Raw genomic sequence first — 18,336 nt, 5'->3', positions numbered from 1 at the left:
TTAGTCACTTTCTCCGCTGTCGGCGAGCGCGCCTGCGCCACCAACAATCTCTGTGATTTCCTGGGTGATCTGTGCCTGACGTGCCTGGTTGGCCACACGGGACAGGTCCTTGACCAGTTCCGTAGCGTTGTCAGTCGCAGACTTCATCGCGTTTCGACGTGAAGCGGACTCTGCAGCTGCAGCCTCCAAGAAGATGGAGAACAGCCTACGAGAGACGTACTGCGGAAGCAGTGCCTCAAGCAGAGTGTCTGCATCCGGCTCGAACTCGTAGTCGGGTTCGACTTCGCCGGAAGAGGACAGCAGATCCTCGCCTTTTTCGAAAATTTCATCTTCGATGACTGGCTCAACAGGCAGCAGTTGGTGCACTACTGGGTTTTGAGTCAGCATGGAGATGAACTCGGTGTAGACCACGTGAACCTGGTCGAAGCCCTGGATATCCTGGCCTTCTGGTAGGTTCAGTCCCTCGCGCCATGCAGCTTCACCTTCAGAGCTGGCGGTGAAACCATCAATGAGGTGACGGCGCACGTTGTGGGTAGCTGCCCAGTCTGGATCCTGTGAGAATCCAGTCCAGGTGCCAGCCACATCTTCAGCGCGGAACTTGTAGTAGTCGACGCCCTTTTTGCCGGTGACATAACGAACCACTTCGTATCCACTTTCAGCAAGAAGCTTTTCCAGCTCCGCTGCCTTTTTCAGAACGTTGTGGTTGTAGCCACCAGCCATGCCGCGGTCAGAAGTAACCACGAGCACGGCGGCTCGCTTGCCGCCTTCACGCTCACGCAGCATTGGGTGGTCTAGGGAGCTTGCCGACGCGAGGCGCTCCAGCACGCGCTGGATTTCCTCGGCGTACGGCGCAGCTGCCGCGACGCGACCCTGTGCCTTGGTGATGCGAGAGGTGGCGATGAGCTCTTGAGCCTTGGTGATCTTCTTGGTTGAGTTAACCGAACGAATTCGGTCACGCAATTCACGAATTGTTGCCATGGTTCACACGCCTCCCTTCAGTTGCTTGGACAGTCATTTAGTGTAGGCTCGCTGCCTTACTTCTTGCTGACCTTGCGGGAAACGGTGAGCTGGTCTTTCTTGACCTGGCCTGCATCGAGTGCTTCAACCTCAGGCTCGTTGATGACAGGGGTGCCATCGGTGGTCTGGAAAGCGCTCTTGAAATCTTCGGTTGCCTTGAGCAAGGTTTCCTTGGACTCGTCGGAAAGCTGAGCTCCACCAGCGATCTGCTCGTAGACCTGTGCAGCGTTGGAGCCTAAGTACTCGTGCAGTTCGGACTCGAAGCGACGAACATCTTCAACAGGAACGTTGTCGAATGCGCCTTCGCCTGCAAGCCAGAGAGAAATGATCTGGTACTCAACAGCCTGAGGTGCGTTCTCAGACTGAATCAACAGCTGAACGAGGCGCTGGCCACGCTCAAGCTGAGACTTGGATGCAGCATCCAAGTCAGATGCGAAGGTAGCGAATGCTTCCAGGTCGCGGAATGCAGCCAGATCCAGACGGAGAGAACCGGCAACCTTCTTCATACCCTTGGTCTGAGCTGCGCCACCGACACGGGAGACGGATACACCGACGTTGATCGCCGGGCGAACGCCACGGTTGAACAGGTCGGACTCAAGGAATACCTGACCGTCGGTGATGGAAATCACGTTGGTAGGAATGAAGGCGGAAACGTCATTAGCCTTGGTCTCAATGATTGGCAGTGCTGTAATAGAACCTGCGCCTAGTTCATCGGACAGCTTCGCAGCGCGCTCCAGCAGACGGGAGTGCAGGTAGAAGACGTCACCTGGGTATGCTTCGCGGCCCGGTGGGCGACGCAGCAGCAGGGAGATAGCACGGTATGCCTCAGCCTGCTTGGTCAGATCATCGTAGATGACCAGGACGTGGTTGCCCTGGTACATCCAGTGCTGGGCGAGAGCAGCGCCAGCGAATGGTGCAAGCCACTTGAAGCCTGCAGCATCGGAAGCGGGTGCAGCCACGATGGTGGTGTACTCGAGAGCGCCCTGCTCCTCGAGGGTCTTACGCAGGGCTGCAATGGTGGAGCCCTTCTGACCGATTGCGACGTAGATGCAGCGAACCTGCTTGGTCTTGTCGCCGGTCTCCCAGTTGGCCTTCTGGTTAAGGATGGTATCGACACAGACTGCGGTCTTGCCAGTCTTACGGTCACCAATGATCAGCTGACGCTGACCGCGGCCGATTGGGGTCATTGCATCGATAGCCTTGATGCCGGTTGCCAAAGGCTCCTCGACAGGCTGGCGCTCAAGCACGGTTGGTGCCTGAAGCTCGAGGACGCGGTCCTCTTCGGATGCAATTTCGCCCAGGCCGTCAATTGGCTGGCCAAGGGGGTTGATAACGCGGCCAAGGAATGCCTCGCCGACTGGGATAGACAGAACGTCTCCAGTACGACGAACTTGGTCGCCTTCTTTAAGTAGCTCGTAGTTACCCAGGACCACGACGCCGACTCGGTCAGCTTCAAGGTTCTGTGCGACGCCGATGACGCCGCCCGGGAATTCGAGGAGCTCATTCGCCATTACTGACGGGAGGCCCGAAACCTGGGCGATACCGTCAGCGGCCGAAATAACCACGCCGACCTCCTCACGGGAGGCCTCCGCGGAGTAGCTCGAGGTGTAGTTCGCAATCGCGCTACGGATCTCATCGGAGGAGATCGTCAGCTCCGCCATGTTCTTCCTGCTCTCGGTTGTTTCTTCCAGCATTACTAATGTTGTCTAATTCGTCGTGTCTTTATGCGAAGCTTGCCCGCAGACGCTCGAGTTTGCCCGAGGTGCTGCCGTCAATTACTTCGTCTCCGACGCGGATGATCATTCCACCGAGGAGGCTGGTATCAACCTCGGAGTGGATGCTCATCGCACGACCATAAATACGTCCCAGCTTTTCAGCTAGCGCTTGTTGCTGTCCCTCGTTGAGTTCAACTGCGGTAACGACATGTGCAACGGAACGACCCTGTAGCTCTGCTACAGCGCCAGCCAAAGCTGCGATATCGTCAATTGGGTTGTGCTCAGGGCGACCAATAGCCTGCAGTGCGAGGGCTTCGGTAACAGCAGTTACCTTGCCGTAGAGCACCTTAGCCAGGAGGTCACGTCGACCGCCAATTTCCTGAGTGCGATCTGAAAGAAGCTGAGTCAGCTTGCTTTCGCGATCCAGGATTCGGCTGAGTCGGAACAGTTCATCTTCCACCTGACCAAGCTGACCCTGTTTCTCCGCAGAGCGAAGAAGGGCGCGACGGCCAAGTTGGACTAGTCCAGCGCGGAACTCGCGTGGAGTGGACCAGGTCTGCTCTGCGGCGTCCTTGAGGACTTCGAGAACAGATGGGCTCACTTTTCCACCGAAGACAGCCTCAATGAGGCCGACTCGGCTGTGTGCGTCCTTAGAAGAGTCGGCAACAGCAACACGCAGAGCTCGGTCGCCGTCGAGAATGTCGACGACGTCGAAAAGCTCAGTTCCAGCCTGGGCGGCAACTGCCATGGTGTTGTCTGCTGCTAGAGCAGCGTCCAGATCGGACGAAACCTTTGCCAGTGCCTCGCGGCTTGCTGCGTGCATGTCGCCTACTTTCCGTTCGGTGCCACGGTATCGAGGTCAGCGAGGAAGCGATCAATCGTGCCAGAGCGCTTCACGTTATCGGAGAGCTGATCTCCAAGAAGGTGCTCGGCAAGGTTGATGGAGTTCTGGCCCATTTCGCGGCGCAGTTCGTTAACGACCTGCTCGCGCTGTGCCAGAAGCTGCTTGCTACCGGACTCGATGATGCGGTTGCTCTCTTCGTTAGCCTTGTCCTTCAGTTCTGCTTCGATCTGCTTGCCGCGCTCGCGCGCCTGCTCACGGATCTCAGCAGCTTCAGTACGGGCCTCAGCGAGCTGTGCGTTGTACTTTTCAAGGGCAGCCTTGGCCTCAGCCTGAGCGGCTTCGGCACGCTGAATGCCTCCCTTGATCCGGTCCTCACGCTCGGTCAGGACCTCCTGGAACTTCGGAAGAACAAGCTTCCAAAATACGATCAGGATGATCAAAAACGGGATGAGGGACCAGACGATGTCATACAGAGGAGGGAACAGAATTGAGTTTCCGCTCTCCAAAGGCAGCGCATCTGCTTGCGCCAAATTGTAAATCGAATTCGCCATGGTTTACCAGCTTTCGGTTAAGTTAGCTGATTAGAACAGGAAGCCAGCAACAAGGCCGATCAGTGCCAGGGCCTCAACGAAGGCGATGCCCAGGAACATGGTGGTACGGAGCTGTCCAGCCATCTCAGGCTGACGTGCCATACCCTCGAGAGCCTTACCAACCAGGATGCCGATGCCGAGGCCAGGTCCGATGGTTGCGATGCCGTAGCCGACAGCGCCAAGTCCGGTGATGGTGGACTCGGTTGCGTCCTGTGCCAGGATGATCTCGTTCATGAGGTGTCGTTCCCTTTCTGGTGCCCGTGTGTTCGGGCTGTGAAGTGTTTAGTGGGGTTATTCAGTTGACCGAGTGGTCCGCTCGCTATCTGGGCGACTTGTGCAAGAAGCTTTTAATAGCGACCTTTTTCATCTAGTGAGAATCCGCGTGAAGTGAAAGCTCAATGTATACAGCGACCAGCAGAGCGAAGATGTATGCCTGCAGGAAGATAACAATGATCTCGTAAACCGTGAAGAGTACTGCCATCAAGATGGTTACGCCGGACATTGCTGTCCATCCGTTGAACTGGAAGAAGAAGAAGTTCGTTGCGGAGAAAAGCAGAACCAGGATGATGTGGCCAGCAAGGAAGTTGGCCATCAAACGCAGTGCCAGGGTGACTGGCCTCAAGATGAATGTAGAGAAGAACTCAATTGGAACCACCAAGACGTGAAGTGCTGGTGGAATGTTCGGAATCACAACAGAAGACTTCACATATTTGAAGAATCCGTAACGCTTAGAGCCTGCGTAGATAAACGCGATGTAACCAGCTACCGCCATCACGATTGGGAATGCAATACGTGAGTTGGAGGAGATGTTTAGTCCCGGGATGATCGTTGCAAGGTTCATCAACAGAGCCGCGAAGAAGATGGTGGCCAGGATCGGCAGGAACCGACGACCTTCCTTCTTTCCGAGGATGTCTTCAGCGATGTGAATACGAACGAAATCGAGTGCGTACTCTGCAAAATTCTGGACGCCATGCGGAACAAGCTTTGGCTTGCGCATAGCCCAAAGGAAGAAGACCACAACGACTGCCGTCATAAGAAGACGGATCAATACGATGCGGTCCATTGCGAACCAACCATTAGCGAAATCGGTGAACAGCATGTTCACGACTTCACCACTATCGGTTACGTGCCCCGGGAAAAATTCTTTGTCCAAATCGGGGGCGTGGAATTCGCCCTTCATGGACAGTGTTGTAACGCTCAGCGTTCTCTCCCGTGTTCGGGCCGTGCACCTGAAATGTTGTTGTGCACGGTGCGATGGACGTCTGAAAAACTCGCTGTAATCGCTACGGACTCCGTCGCACATCAGCGCAACGATCACAGGGGACGTGCTCCGCAAAACCCCTTGCGGCTATTGTCTGCTGCCTTGAGGGGTTTCTCGGTTCAACCCGCGTTATAGACTAACAGGTGAATTCGTCTTTTATCCAAGTGGGGCGGGGGCATTCGTTTCCGAAGGCGAACCACACCTCGAAAATAGCGTGTGAGCGGGTACGATTAGGGGGTGTTATGTGTGTCACAGGGCTTATTTTGAGGGTAAACGGGGGTAGTTCATGTGGGCTTCGCGGAGAAATTTCATCAGAAATTTGCCAGCAATTCGGAGGGTTATCTCTAAAAGTTCCCCGCCAGTTTCCCAGCACGGACACTCCGCCCACCTCCTACATCGTGGCCTTTTACTGCGGTGCAGCTCTCTAATGTCCGACTACTGTGCTCTGAGACACCTAAGCCCACTCACCTAGTCAACAATGGGTAGCGGGGGCAGGTATTAAAACGCCCCCACTCCCCTGTTTCAAGGGGTGTGGGGGCGTTGAAATGACCGATTGCTTATCCGACGTATGTAACCCTAGAGGTCACGACTCCCCAGACTTCAGTCAGCAGGACAACTACTAAGGCAATCACCACTGTGACAAAAAGGGCGGTGTTGTCGTAGAAGGTCATGTCTTTGATGACTGCAAGCACGATGATCAGAATAACGATCTTCAGCAGCCAGCCACCGAGCACCACCGCACCGGTGGTGGTGACGTTGGAATTAGCTGTAAACAGGACGCTGAGAGCCGTTAAGAGGACAAAGCCTCCGCCAACTGCTGCGCCGATAACAACTCCCCATACGCCGGGTACGCCGCGAGTAGCACCCCAGATCGCTAGGGAGATCAGGGTGAAGACAATTAGGGCGATGGAACCGAATTTGAGGGCCCGCTGGAGGGGGCGTCGGTGATCATCAAACTCGGAGATTTCAAATGGGGAATCTGTGTTCTCGGTATTTTCGGCGCTCACGAAGGGGAATCCTACCGGTTTATTCGCCCAATATGACAATCCAAAGTGACAATCACTTAATCAAGTTTGGCGGCTCGCCGGCTTTTCATCACTGGCACGGCTGTGACAGCGACGGCGATGAGGATGCCACAGATGCTCGATCCGGTGGCAAACAGTGGCGGAACGACGGAGAAGCTCACTGCGCCGAATGCCACGGCGCTCGCCCAGGTGTAGAGCACTAGGACCACGCGCCTATGGGTGTGTCCGATGGACAGCAGTCGGTGGTGCAGATGCATTTTGTCCGGGGAAAAGGGTGATGCTCCCCTGCCCACGCGCCTAACCACTGCCATCACGAGGTCGAGCAGTGGGATGGCCACGGCGGCGAGAACAACGATGATGGGTGAGATCAATGCGATAAAATCAGCTGCGCCATACAGGCTCATGTTGATTTTTCCTGACGCTGAGGTCGATGCTGCAGCCAACAGCAGGCCGATGAGCATGGAGCCGGAATCGCCCATAAATATTCGCGAGGGTTCAAAATTATGGGGCAAAACTCCCGCGCAAATTCCTACGAGAGCCGCTGCGATGATGGCCGGCGGATAGGCCGATACGGCGCCGTTTTGGTCGAAGAGAATCGTCAGGGAGAACAGCAGGATGGCTGCACCCGCGATCATTCCTACGCCGGCACTCAAGCCGTCAAGACCGTCAACGAAGTTCAGAGCATTAATCAACGCCACGGTGAACAGGGATGTCAAGATTGTTGACTGGACTTGGTCGAGAAGCAATGTGGTGCCCCCACCGAAGGGAACATAGAGGATGGACCACGTGAGACCAAGCAAACTCATAGTCACCGCACCAATTACTTGACCCACCAATTTAGTGATGGCATCAAGATCAAAAAGGTCATCCAGTGCGCCCACCACCACGATGACAAAGCCTGCCCAAATGACGGCATTCATCTCCGGGGTGATGGGCATGAACCCGCGAGTCAAGGCGGGAAGCTGGTCCGCAAGGAATACTGCGCCGAGAAATCCACTGAACATCGCCACGCCACCAAGCCGTGGTTTGGGGATGACATGGACGTCTCGTTCACGAATCTCATTGAGGCGACCACTTTTCACCATGACGGTGCGGATGATGCCCGTGCTGAGATACGTGATGGCCGCTGCAACGAGGATAACCAATCCCAATTCGCGCAGCGGGATTCCCGCGAAACCGACTCCCATTTAGCGCAGGCTTTCTGCCGACACTCCAAGTACTTCGCCAACGCGTTCTGCGCTGATGGCACCCTCACGCAAAATCTTTGGTGCGGGGCCTGAAATATCCACGATGGTTGAAGGGGTGGCCAGCGCGCATTCGCCACCATCGAGGTAGACAGCGACATTTTGGTTGAGCTGCTGACGAGCCTCCAGCACGGTGGTTGGAGGAGTATGTCCGGAGATGTTGGCGGAGGAGACAGCCATTGGTCCGGTTTGGCGCAGCAATTCAATGGCAACTGGGTGCAGTGGCATGCGCAGCATTACGGTGCCACGGGTATCGCCAAGGTTCCACGGAAGGCTTGGTGCCTGCGGAACGATGATGGACAGTCCACCAGGCCAGAACGCCTCCACAAGCGCTTTTGCCTGCGCAGAATAGGAGTGCACAAGTCCTTGAATGGTGTCCCAGCTGCCGACGAGCACTGGAACGGGCATATCGGGGCCACGGTGTTTGGTGGCCAGAAGGTTGGCTACTGCCTCGTTGTTGAAAGCGTCGCAGCCGAGTCCATAAAGGGTATCCGTGGGAAGGACAACGAGCTGACCGGCTTTGACTGCATCGACAGCCGCCTTTAGGCCTGCTGCACGGGAGTCTTGGTCGGCACAGTCATAGATTCTGCTCACTGTTTTTCTCCTGAAGTTGGTGTACGGATTGTTCAAAAATTTTTCAAAGTCACAGTTTACGCGCTGTAACAAAACGCGCTCTGCCGGTGAGATCATGAAGCACTTCAATAGTGCCAAATCCCCCGTGCTGAGAAAAAACTTGGCGGACGGCGTCAGAAGTGGTGTCATCATGTTCGATGCCCACTGCCCCACCAGATTTCAGCAAATTGAAGATCAGGTGCACCATCTTGTTGATGACATCCATGCCATCAGCGCCACTAAATACCGCCATGTGTGGATCTTGGTAGACCTCTGGATCCAAATCATCAGATTCAGGCACATACGGCGGATTTGACACAACGAGATCGATCGTGCCATGCACCTCAGCCAACAATGTCGGATCTGTTACATCACCGTGGATGAGCTTCACCTGCGGGGCAAATTCATCAAAGTTTCGCTGCGCCCAGGTCGCTGCCCCCGGATCGAGTTCGACAGCGTAGAGGGTCGCGTCGATAAGCGCATGCCCGATGTAGGCCGCAAGCGCGCCGGATCCGGTGCACAGGTCAACGATTTTTCGCTTTTCGACGTCGCCAGCCACCTGCCGCACGGCCCAGTCCGCGAGCACCTCGGTTTCCGGGCGCGGAATGAACACGCCCGGTCCCACATGCAAATCCAACGGGCCCATGGGTGCCGTGCCCAAGATGTGCTGCAGCGGTTCGCGTCGCGCACGACGCTCAACCGCCGCCGCAAACCCAGCCGGCACCTCATCACGCATGCGCAATGCAATATCGAGCGGACCGCAACCCAGCAAATGAGCCGCAATCAAACGAGCGTCCACAAGTGGCGACGCCACCCCCGCCCTTTCCAGGGTGGCGGTGGCGTCGCGCAAAGCTTCCCCAAGGGTCAGCATTTAGCCCTCGGCCTCAAGACGTTCTGCACGCTCAGCAGCCTGCAACGCGGTGAACAGATCATCCAATTCACCATCGAGAACCGAATCAAGGTTGTTCGCCTTAAAACCAATACGGTGATCGCTGATGCGGTTTTCCGGCCAGTTGTAGGTACGGATGCGCTCAGAGCGGTCCATGGTGCGAATCTGCGCAGCACGTCCCGTAGCAGCCTCAGCCGCCGCTTCCTCTTCCTTCATCGCCTGTAAACGGGCAGCCAAAACCTGCATCGCACGCGCACGGTTCTGAATCTGGGAGCGCTCCTTCTGACAGGTCACCACCAAACCAGTTGGCAAGTGGGTAATACGCACAGCGGAGTCAGTGGTGTTAACGCCCTGACCACCCTTACCTGAGGAACGGTACACATCGACGCGAATATCCTTCTCATCGATCTCAACGTTTTCCACCTCATCTGGTTCTGGGTAAACCAAGACACCAGCAGCAGAGGTCTGGATGCGTCCCTGAGATTCAGTAACAGGCACACGCTGAACACGGTGCACGCCACCTTCAAACTTGAACTGGCTCCACGCACCATCGCGGGATGGCTGACGGGAACGAATAGACAAGGTGATGTCCTTGACACCACCGAGGTCAGATTCTGCAGAGTCCAAAACCTCCACGACAAAGCCGTGCTTATCCGCAAACTTTTGGTACATGCGCAACAAATCGCCAGCGAACAACGCTGCCTCTTCGCCGCCTGCGCCAGCCTTGATTTCCATCACGATGTCTTCGCCATCATGAGGATCACGAGGTGCAAGAAGATCAGCGAGCTTTTCTTCCAACTCCACAACTTCCACCTCAAGGCGCTCAGCCTCGGCCTGGAACTCATGGTCCTCATGTGCCATTTCACGGGCTGCCTCAAGATCTTCCTGGGCAGACACCAAATCACGGTGCACGTTAATGATCGGCTGCAACTCCGAGTAGCGCTTACCTACCCGGCGCGCTGCTGCCGCATCATTGTGCAACTCCGGATCAGCCATCTGCTGTTCCAGACCGTGGTACTCCGACAAAATATCGTCAACTGCAGAAACCTGCGATGCCATTAGGAGTAATCCTCCTCTTTTTCTGTGCCTGCCATTGGAGCGCTGGAAGCAACCTGCATGAGGAATTCCGCATTGGACTTGGTCTTCTTCAGCTGCTTGATCAACAGATCAATGGCTTGCTGATTATCAAGTGCAGACAGAATACGACGCAGCTTGTGCATAATGCGAGCCTCGTCCGGGTTGAGCAACAGCTCGTCCTTACGAGTACCAGAAGGATTAACATCCACAGCTGGGAAAACGCGGCGCTCAGAGATCTTACGATCCAGCTTCAGCTCAGCGTTACCAGTGCCCTTGAACTCCTCGAAGATCACGGTGTCACCAGCAGAGCCGGTTTCCACCATGGCAGTTGCGATGATGGTCAAAGATCCACCATTTTCGATGTTTCGAGCAGCACCCAAGAAACGCTTCGGCGGGTACAGTGCATTGGAATCCACACCACCGGACAAAATACGTCCCGATGCAGGTGAGCTGTTGTTGTACGCACGGCCCAAACGAGTAATGGAGTCAAGCAGAACAACGACGTCCTGGCCCTGCTCCACCAGGCGCTTCGCACGCTCAATCGCCAGCTCAGCAACCGCAGTGTGCTCTGATGGTGGACGATCGAAAGTAGAAGAAATCACTTCGCCGTTGACGGAGCGCTGCATATCAGTAACTTCTTCCGGACGCTCATCAACCAAAACAACCATGAGGTAGCACTCTGGGTTGTTGGTGGAAATAGCGTTCGCAATGTTCTGCAGGATCGTGGTCTTACCAGCCTTAGGTGGCGACACAATCAAAGCACGCTGTCCCTTACCAATAGGCATGATCAAGTCGATCACACGAGTGGTAAGAATCTTCTGCTCAGTTTCCAAACGCAGACGCTGGTTCGGGTACAGAGGAGTCAGCTTGCCGAACTCAGGACGGTTGCGAGTCTCTTCAGCAGGAAGACCGTTAACCATCTCCACGCGCACCAAGTTGTTGTACTTCTGACGGTTGCGACCATGGTTGTTGTGGTTGCCACCACCCTGGTTCATACGAACCTGACCTTCAATGGCGTCACCGGAACGAAGACCCATACGGCGGATCAGCTGGTTGCTGACAAACACGTCAGAAGGTGCAGCGTGGTAACCGGTGGTGCGCACGAATGCGACGTTATGGTCCACGATGTCCAGGATGCCTGCTACCTGCTGCAGCTCATCTTGCTGGTTGTTGTCGCCATCGTTGCTGTTGTCGCGGTTATCCCGGTTATCTCGGTTGTCGCGATCGTTACGGTCGTTGCGTCCACGGCGATTGCGGCGTCCGCGACGGTTGCGGCGATCATCGTTGTCGTCGTTGTCGCGGTCATTGCGATCGTTACGATCATTGCGGTCGTTGTTACGGTTATTACGAGAACGGCGATCGTCGTTATTGTCCTCAGACCGTGCCTGATTGTTGTCGGCATCATCATTGCTGGACTGTCCTGCATTATCAGAGGACTCGTTGTTATCGCGGTAATTGCGATTGTTCCGGTTGTTGCGGGAACGACGATTGTTGTTGCGGTAGTTATCGCTGCGGTTCTCGGAGGACTCGCTGTTATCGTTCTGGTTCTGCTCAGCTGCTTCAGCCTGTGCAGGAGCTGCAGTCTGCTCAGACTCAGCCTGTGCGGTTGCGTTCTGGGCAGGGGTGTTCTGCTCAGACTCTGTGTTTGCATTCGCATTGTCATCGCCATCGCGGTGGATCTGGCGCTGACGGTTGCGGCGTGCTCGGCGTGCAGCAGAACGGGACTCAAAACGATCATCGTGCTCATCGCCCTGAGCTTGGCCCTGAGCTTGGCCCTGAGCTTGGCCCTGAGTGTTTTCTGTAGCTGGTGCGGACTCCTTCGCTGCAACAGGAAGTTCTTCTTGCTGTGCAGCCTGAGTCTGTGCTGGTTGAGCTTCTGCAGGCTGGGATTGTGCAGGCGCTGCTGGCTCTGGGGTGGTCGCGGTGGTGGTTACACGGCGACGTCCACGACGAGCGGGAGCTGCGGGAGTCTCTTCAGATGGTGCTGAAGCAGGTGCAGTTGAAGTTTGCGCGGGAGCTTCTTGTGCTTGCTCAACCGGTGCGGAAGGCTGTGTCGCACGGGTGCGTGATGGGGCCTTGCGTGGGGAAGTCTTCTTCGCAGCTGCGGTTGGCTTACCCTCGCGGGCTGCAGAGATGGCGTTGATCAGATCGCCCTTACGCAATGCCGAGGTTCCCTTGAGCCCAAGGTCGGCGGCAATTTTGCGCAGATCCGGCAGTCGGAGGGCGGTCAGTTCACCCTGATTCGCTGCGGTGTTGTCTGTGGTTGTCACAGATTTCCTTTCATTGCAGTTCAGACCAAGCTGCGGTGATGTACCCGTTTTTCATATGACGGGCGAAAAATATGGCTGAACTCGGCTTCTGTGTAATTGAACGTGGCACCCAAATGGTGGTCGCACATGCGAGTTGTCTACGCACGTTGAAAGCGATCGCGCAGGATGACACAAATATTAGAAGTTGACTCACCTGTAACGCAGGAACCGCGCAACTGTGTGTTTTCTTCCAGGCCGAGATGTGATCTTAAAAACTAATGGGTTTTAAGTTTCACACCCTCCGGGTGCCCCTTCAGCAATTCTCAGTCACACGGAATTTTCTATTGCTTCCGCTGCACGCTAATTTGTGCGTTTTGCCTGGGAATTTGTGTGCACCGGGAAGCTGTTCCCGGCCTTGGTCGATAATTCTAGCGCATGGTATTGCCCTATGTCTCATTCCCCTCGCTAAAAGCTGCATAAAGTTTCGACGTTTTCAAAGTTGATTGCTTGCACTGTCGTTGCGTGTCGCATGCCCCGGCTATTGTTGATTGCATGCTCAGCACGATGCAGGACGTCCCACTGTCATTAACCAGAATCCTCGAGTACGGGTCCACTGTTCACGGTGATACTTTGATCACCACGTGGGGCGGTGCCGATGGCATTGAACAAGCACAGCAAACTTTTAGTGCTGTGGGGGCTAGAGCTGCGGCTTTGGCTCATGCGCTGCATGATTCTTTAGGTATTACTGGGGATCAGCGAGTGGCGTCGATGCTCTATAACTGCGCGGAACACATGGAAACTATGTTTGCAGTCGCATGCATGGGTGCCGTGTTTAATCCGCTGAACAAGCAGTTGATGAATGATCAGATTGTGTTCATTCTCAATCACTCTGAAGCTGAAGTGGTTATCGCTGATCCGCGCATGGCTGAACAATTGGGTGAGATCTTAAAAGAAACACCAAAAGTTCGTGCCGTGGTGTTTATTGGACCGAATGATTTCTCTAGCGCGGCGGCCCACATGCCGGAGGGAATGAAGCTGTATTCCTATGAAGCGCTCCTTGACGGCCGTTCCACTGTTTACAACTGGCCCGAGCAGGATGAACGCACTGCTGCTGCAATTTGCTATTCCACCGGTACATCGGGACCGCCGAAGGGTGTGGTGTATTCCCACCGCTCGCTTTATTTACAGTCGTTGAGCTTGCGCACCACGGATTCCCTCGCAGTGGAACACGGCGAAACGTTCCTGTGCTGTGTGCCGATTTACCACGTCCTCAGCTGGGGCGTGCCGATCGCAGCGTTTATGTCCGGCACTCCCCTGGTGCTTCCTGGACCGGATCTTTCTGCGCCGACATTGGCAAAGATCATTTCCACCACGCTGCCTCGCGTGGCGCATGGCGTGCCTACTCTCTGGATTCAGCTGATGGTTCACTACCTGAAAAATCCCCCAGAGCGTATGTCTCTGCGTGAGCTATACGTGGGCGGTTCTGCGGTGCCTCCAATCGTGATCACCATGTGGGAGCAGCGCTATGGCGTGGATGTTGTCCACGTGTGGGGTATGACGGAAACCTCCACCGTGGGTACTGTGTCTCGCCCACCATCAGGTGTTTCTGGTGAAAGCCGGTGGAATTATCGAGTCTCCCAGGGCCGATTCCCCGCCTCCCTGCAGTACCGCATTGTCAACGACGGCCAGGTCATGGCGTCCACCGACCGCAACGAGGGCGAGATTCAGGTCCGCGGTCCGTGGGTGACTGCAAGTTACTTCCACCCCGATGTGGAAAAAGAAGGTGGCACCGCCTCAACATTCCGCGACCATGACGTTGAAGAGGAAAACGATGAGCTCTTCACCGCCGACGGCTGGCTGCGCACCGGGGACGTTGGATCTGTCACCAGCGATGGATTCCTCACCATCCAAGACCGCGCCCGCGATGTCATCCGTTCTGGCGGCGAGTGGATTTACTCCGCTCAGCTGGAAAACCTCATCGTGGCTACGGAAGAGGTTGTCGAATGCGCCGTCATTGGCTTCCCCGATGACAAGTGGGTGGAACGTCCCCTCGCAGTCACCATGCTCTACCCCGGCATTGAACGCACCCGGGAAACCGCCGAGCGCCTCCGCGATCAACTTCGCGACCGCCTACCCAACTGGATGCTGCCAGAATATTGGACATTTGTTGATGAGGTGGATAAAACCTCCGTCGGTAAATATGACAAGAAGGACCTCCGCAACCACCTGCGCAACGGCGATTTCGAAGTAATTAAGCTTAAAGGGCCAGGTGAAAAATAACTTCCCTATTTATTCCGGCTTTTACTGGCTTTATTCCGCAGCTCTTTCTAGGATGGGCAAGAAGATGACTACTCGCCTTTATCTTTCGCCAACGCCGCCCCGAAATGATCGGGAGGGGGCGTCGAAAAGCACTTCTGCGAGCATCAAACATGATGCGTACCTGCCACCCGCAGACGGCAATCGCGTGCTTGTGGACAGATTCGGACGCATCGCGCGTGACCTGCGGGTGTCACTGACCGACCGATGCAACCTCCGCTGCACCTATTGCATGCCCGCGGAGGGTTTAGAGTGGCTGCCCACCGAGCAGACGCTTAACGACGCCGAGGTGCTGCGACTCATCCGCATTGCGGTGGTTAAGCTGGGCATTCGTCAAATTCGATTCACCGGCGGCGAGCCTTTACTGCGGAAAAATTTGGAAGACATCATCGCCGGCACCGCAGCCCTGCGCACCGACGAAGGCGAAAAAGTTCACATCGCTCTCACCACCAACGGCCTTGGCCTAGACAAACGCATCGCAGGACTGAAAGAAGCTGGTCTTGACCGGGTCAATATTTCACTCGACACCATCGACGCCGAACGCTACGTCTCGCTAACCAGGCGTGATCGATTGTCCGGTGTGTTGGCGTCCATCGATGCCGCTGTTGCCGCTGGCCTTCACCCAGTGAAGATCAACGCCGTGGTCATGCCTGGGGTCAATGAAGTAGATATCGTCCCCCTTGCGGAATACTGCATTTCCAAAGGCTCCCAACTGCGATTCATCGAACAAATGCCACTTGGCCCGCGCGAGCAGTGGAAACGCGGCGATATGGTCACAGCCGAAGAAATCCTGGCGCGCCTGGAAGAAAAATTCACCTTATCCCCCGCCAAGGAACCCCGAGGAGCTGCACCTGCTGCGCTGTGGAATGTGGTAGATAAATCCAACCCTGATATCACTGGACAAATCGGCATCATCGCCTCGGTGACGCACCCATTTTGCGGAGATTGCGATCGCTCCCGCCTCACCACCGACGGCACCATCCGAAACTGCCTTTTCTCCCGCACTGAAACTCCCCTACGTGACGCGCTTCGCGACGGCGCCTCCGACGATGAGCTCGCGCAACTGTGGGCAGGCGCCATGTGGGAGAAGAAACCCGGCCATGGCATCGACGATGAAGGCTTCCTCCAACCAGATCGCCCCATGTCTGCCATCGGTGGCTAGCCCATACCAGCCCCAACCAGACAGGCGTGACAAGATTCGAGAATTTCCACAGCTTTTGGCACGTGTGTCTGGTTTTTGGTCCCGATAACCGGACAGGTGTGCCAAAATCATAGACTTTTCGCCAATCTTGTCACGCCTGTCTGGCCCGAATCAGCATTCGAACGCCATGACCAAACCACACTGCCCACGGCTCAGGTTTTCCCGGTTCATGGGCAGCGTGGTCTGGTTTCGACGGCTTGAAACCAGACACAAATGCCCAGAGTTGTCGAATTTCCAGTTCGTGGGCACTGTGGTTTGGTCGAGCTTAAAATTGGAACCGGAACTCAAAAAACTTGCCCTCTCAGAATCGCGTCTAAGGCATGATCGCAATGTGATCTATACAAACACCCGTTTGAGAATCTCAACCTCTTAAAACAGCGCGAACTATTGATTTGGCAACTACCCTATATATTTGAGTGTTTATTGTCGAAAAAGGGGTTTCAAGTGGCACAGCAACGCAGCGTCGATGACTATCTTTCCATTTTGATAGACAGCGTCGCACCGCTTCCGCCAGTAAAAACCCCTATCCTCGGCGCGCATCCGTTAAGTCACCTTGCAGAGGATGTTGTCGCGACAATTCCTATCCCGAAATTTACTAATTCTGCTGTTGATGGTTACGCCATTTTGAAAGAAGACATCCATGGCAGCGGGCCGTGGACATTTCTTGTGGGCGGTGATACTCCGGCGGGTTCTGCGCCGGCGAGCATTAATAATGGAAAAGCCATCCGTGTGATGACAGGTGGACCCGTCCCATCCACCAACAAGGACATGATCGTGGTTCCAGTGGAGCTCACCAATGCTCCGGTGGATCACTCGCTTCCTACAGAAATCACGATCAATGAGCTACCAGGTGAGAGGAATAATATTCGCCATGCTGGTGAGCATCTTAAAGAAGGCGAAATTGCGGTTGCTGCGGGGACGGCATTTGATGCGGGTACTGTGTCGACGGTGATTTCAGTTGGCCATGACACTGTAAAAGCCCATCCTTGCCCTCGGGTTGCGGTGATCACTACCGGTGATGAGCTAAACCAGGGAAATCCCTGGGGTATCCCTAATTCCAATGGGCCGATGCTGGTTGCGGAGCTAAAACGCGTGGGGATTAAGGATCCGCAGCATTTCCATTCCGATGATTCTGAGACTGCATTGAGGGAGACGCTCGATAAGGCTGCAGAGGTTGCGGATGTGATCATCACTGTGGGTGGGATCTCGGCGGGCGCGTTCGATGTGGTCAAAGCCGTGGGAACTAAGACTGGTGGTTTTGAATTCTTCCCCATTGCGATGAAGCCGGGTAAACCGCAAGGTCATGGGCAGTGGGGCGACGCAAAAGTGGTGTGTCTGCCGGGAAACCCGGTGGCGGCGTGGGTTAGTTTTAGGCTCTTTGTTGTTCCGGTAATTGAGAGATTAGGGGGTGGAAAGAGGCTGGCGTCGATAAGCGAACTCCCTGTGGTGGCGCTGCGCTCGAACCGGGCGCTGAAGGCGCGGGAGGGCGCCGTATTGGCGATACCGGTGGCGATTGATTGGGAGAAAAGAATGGCAAATTCTCAGGCACATCGATCCCATATGGTCGGTGCACTGGCTGGAAGTGGCGGTATTGCACTGGTGACTTCGTCGATTGCCGAGGACGGTCTGGTTGATGTTGTGCTGGGGAGAATGTAAATGAATATCATCATTCTTGCTGGTGGCGAGGGTAAACGCATGGGTGGGGTGGATAAGGCTGCTGTGGCGGTGGATGGTCGCACGCTGCTGGATATCCTGCTTTCACAGCTGGATCCAGAAGATGACGTCGTGGTGGTTTCCCCCGCGATCATCGACGGAATCACGACTGTCTGCGAGGAACCTCCGCTTGGCGGGCCGGTCGCGGGAATCGAGGCAGGGCTGAATTCTTTTGAGCACGCCCATGAATTCACTGCGATTCTTGCCGTGGACGCGCCTTATTCTGCAGCGATGCTGCCCCTACTTCAGGCACAGATTGGCAAAGCCGATGTGGCCGTAACCCTTGCTGCCGATGGCTGGGTACAACCGTTGTGCGCGCTGTGGAGAAGTGGCAGCCTAGAAGCGGTGATTCACAGCCTGGGCGAGACTAGAAATCGACCGGCAAAAGCGTTACTGAAGCAAGCGGGACACATTGTGGAAGTGGGTGGCGATGGCACTGAAAAAGACTACGATACGGTGGCTGAACTGGAGGTATTGGGCAACGTAACGCTCCCTAAAGCCCACTGATGAGAAACGTGAGCTCTGCTTTTTCTGTACACTCTTTCATATTCCCGAACACGGGGCATCACCGACTTGAATGAAT

General features: G+C 55.4%; 16 protein-coding genes. 4 read left to right on the top strand and 12 right to left on the bottom strand.

Annotated features, from left to right (window positions below; all coding sequences use genetic code 11):
• The 12 genes from CGL_RS06035 to rho all read right to left on the bottom strand — a co-directional run bounded on the left by CGL_RS06035 (position 1) and on the right by rho (position 12,544).
• On the bottom strand, positions 1 to 978 hold the full coding sequence (locus tag CGL_RS06035; protein WP_011014203.1) for a F0F1 ATP synthase subunit gamma: 978 nt from the start codon (positions 976 to 978) through the stop codon (positions 1 to 3).
• 56 nt (positions 979 to 1,034) lie between these two features.
• Complete coding sequence (gene atpA, locus CGL_RS06030; RefSeq protein ID WP_011014202.1) at positions 1,035 to 2,678, bottom strand: F0F1 ATP synthase subunit alpha; 1,644 nt, start codon at positions 2,676 to 2,678, stop codon at positions 1,035 to 1,037.
• Positions 2,679 to 2,739: 61 nt separating this feature from the next.
• Entirely contained in the window at positions 2,740 to 3,555 is an 816-nt protein-coding gene (locus CGL_RS06025; RefSeq protein WP_003854845.1) for a F0F1 ATP synthase subunit delta, read from the bottom strand.
• Positions 3,556 to 3,560: 5 nt separating this feature from the next.
• Positions 3,561 to 4,127, bottom strand: a complete 567-nt coding sequence (locus tag CGL_RS06020; RefSeq protein WP_011014201.1) for a F0F1 ATP synthase subunit B — start codon at positions 4,125 to 4,127, stop codon at positions 3,561 to 3,563.
• Positions 4,128 to 4,157: 30 nt separating this feature from the next.
• Positions 4,158 to 4,400 (bottom strand): ATP synthase F0 subunit C, encoded by a 243-nt coding sequence (locus CGL_RS06015; RefSeq protein WP_003854855.1) that lies wholly within the window; start codon positions 4,398 to 4,400, stop codon positions 4,158 to 4,160.
• Between the two features lie 133 nt (positions 4,401 to 4,533).
• Complete coding sequence (gene atpB, locus CGL_RS06010) at positions 4,534 to 5,346, bottom strand: F0F1 ATP synthase subunit A (RefSeq protein WP_003854856.1); 813 nt, start codon at positions 5,344 to 5,346, stop codon at positions 4,534 to 4,536.
• Positions 5,347 to 5,984: 638 nt separating this feature from the next.
• Positions 5,985 to 6,434 (bottom strand): hypothetical protein, encoded by a 450-nt coding sequence (locus CGL_RS06000; RefSeq protein ID WP_003854858.1) that lies wholly within the window; start codon positions 6,432 to 6,434, stop codon positions 5,985 to 5,987.
• 56 nt (positions 6,435 to 6,490) lie between these two features.
• A complete protein-coding gene (locus CGL_RS05995; RefSeq protein ID WP_011014199.1) occupies positions 6,491 to 7,639 on the bottom strand; it encodes an MraY family glycosyltransferase in 1,149 nt (382 codons plus the stop codon).
• Positions 7,640 to 8,290 carry an L-threonylcarbamoyladenylate synthase gene (locus CGL_RS05990; protein WP_003861324.1) on the bottom strand — a complete coding sequence of 217 codons (651 nt, stop codon included), beginning with the start codon at positions 8,288 to 8,290 and terminating at the stop codon, positions 7,640 to 7,642.
• A 49-nt stretch (positions 8,291 to 8,339) separates the two neighbouring features.
• A complete protein-coding gene (gene prmC / locus CGL_RS05985) occupies positions 8,340 to 9,179 on the bottom strand; it encodes a peptide chain release factor N(5)-glutamine methyltransferase (protein WP_011014198.1) in 840 nt (279 codons plus the stop codon).
• A complete protein-coding gene (prfA, locus tag CGL_RS05980) occupies positions 9,180 to 10,256 on the bottom strand; it encodes a peptide chain release factor 1 (protein ID WP_003854866.1) in 1,077 nt (358 codons plus the stop codon). It abuts the gene before it with no gap.
• Entirely contained in the window at positions 10,256 to 12,544 is a 2,289-nt protein-coding gene (gene rho, locus CGL_RS05975; protein ID WP_011014197.1) for a transcription termination factor Rho, read from the bottom strand. Before rho ends, prfA begins: the two co-directional genes overlap by 1 nt.
• A 531-nt stretch (positions 12,545 to 13,075) precedes the next feature.
• Here rho and CGL_RS05970 point away from each other — a divergent pair.
• The 4 genes from CGL_RS05970 (at position 13,076) to CGL_RS05955 (ending at position 18,260) form a co-directional block, all read left to right on the top strand.
• Positions 13,076 to 14,803 (top strand): long-chain fatty-acid--CoA ligase, encoded by a 1,728-nt coding sequence (locus CGL_RS05970; RefSeq protein WP_011265702.1) that lies wholly within the window; start codon positions 13,076 to 13,078, stop codon positions 14,801 to 14,803.
• Between the two features lie 64 nt (positions 14,804 to 14,867).
• Positions 14,868 to 16,001, top strand: a complete 1,134-nt coding sequence (gene moaA / locus CGL_RS05965; RefSeq protein WP_011014195.1) for a GTP 3',8-cyclase MoaA — start codon at positions 14,868 to 14,870, stop codon at positions 15,999 to 16,001.
• 483 nt (positions 16,002 to 16,484) lie between these two features.
• Positions 16,485 to 17,696 carry a molybdopterin molybdotransferase MoeA gene (locus tag CGL_RS05960; protein ID WP_011014194.1) on the top strand — a complete coding sequence of 404 codons (1,212 nt, stop codon included), beginning with the start codon at positions 16,485 to 16,487 and terminating at the stop codon, positions 17,694 to 17,696.
• Complete coding sequence (locus CGL_RS05955) at positions 17,697 to 18,260, top strand: molybdenum cofactor guanylyltransferase (RefSeq protein WP_011014193.1); 564 nt, start codon at positions 17,697 to 17,699, stop codon at positions 18,258 to 18,260. It begins immediately after the preceding gene.
• The last annotated feature ends 76 nt before the right edge of the window (positions 18,261 to 18,336 follow it).

Source organism: Corynebacterium glutamicum ATCC 13032, assembly GCF_000011325.1.
In the GTDB taxonomy this organism is placed as follows: Bacteria; Actinomycetota; Actinomycetes; order Mycobacteriales; family Mycobacteriaceae; genus Corynebacterium; species Corynebacterium glutamicum.
The sequence above is the reverse complement of the archived record's forward strand: the minus strand, read 5'-3'. Positions and strand labels throughout refer to the sequence as shown.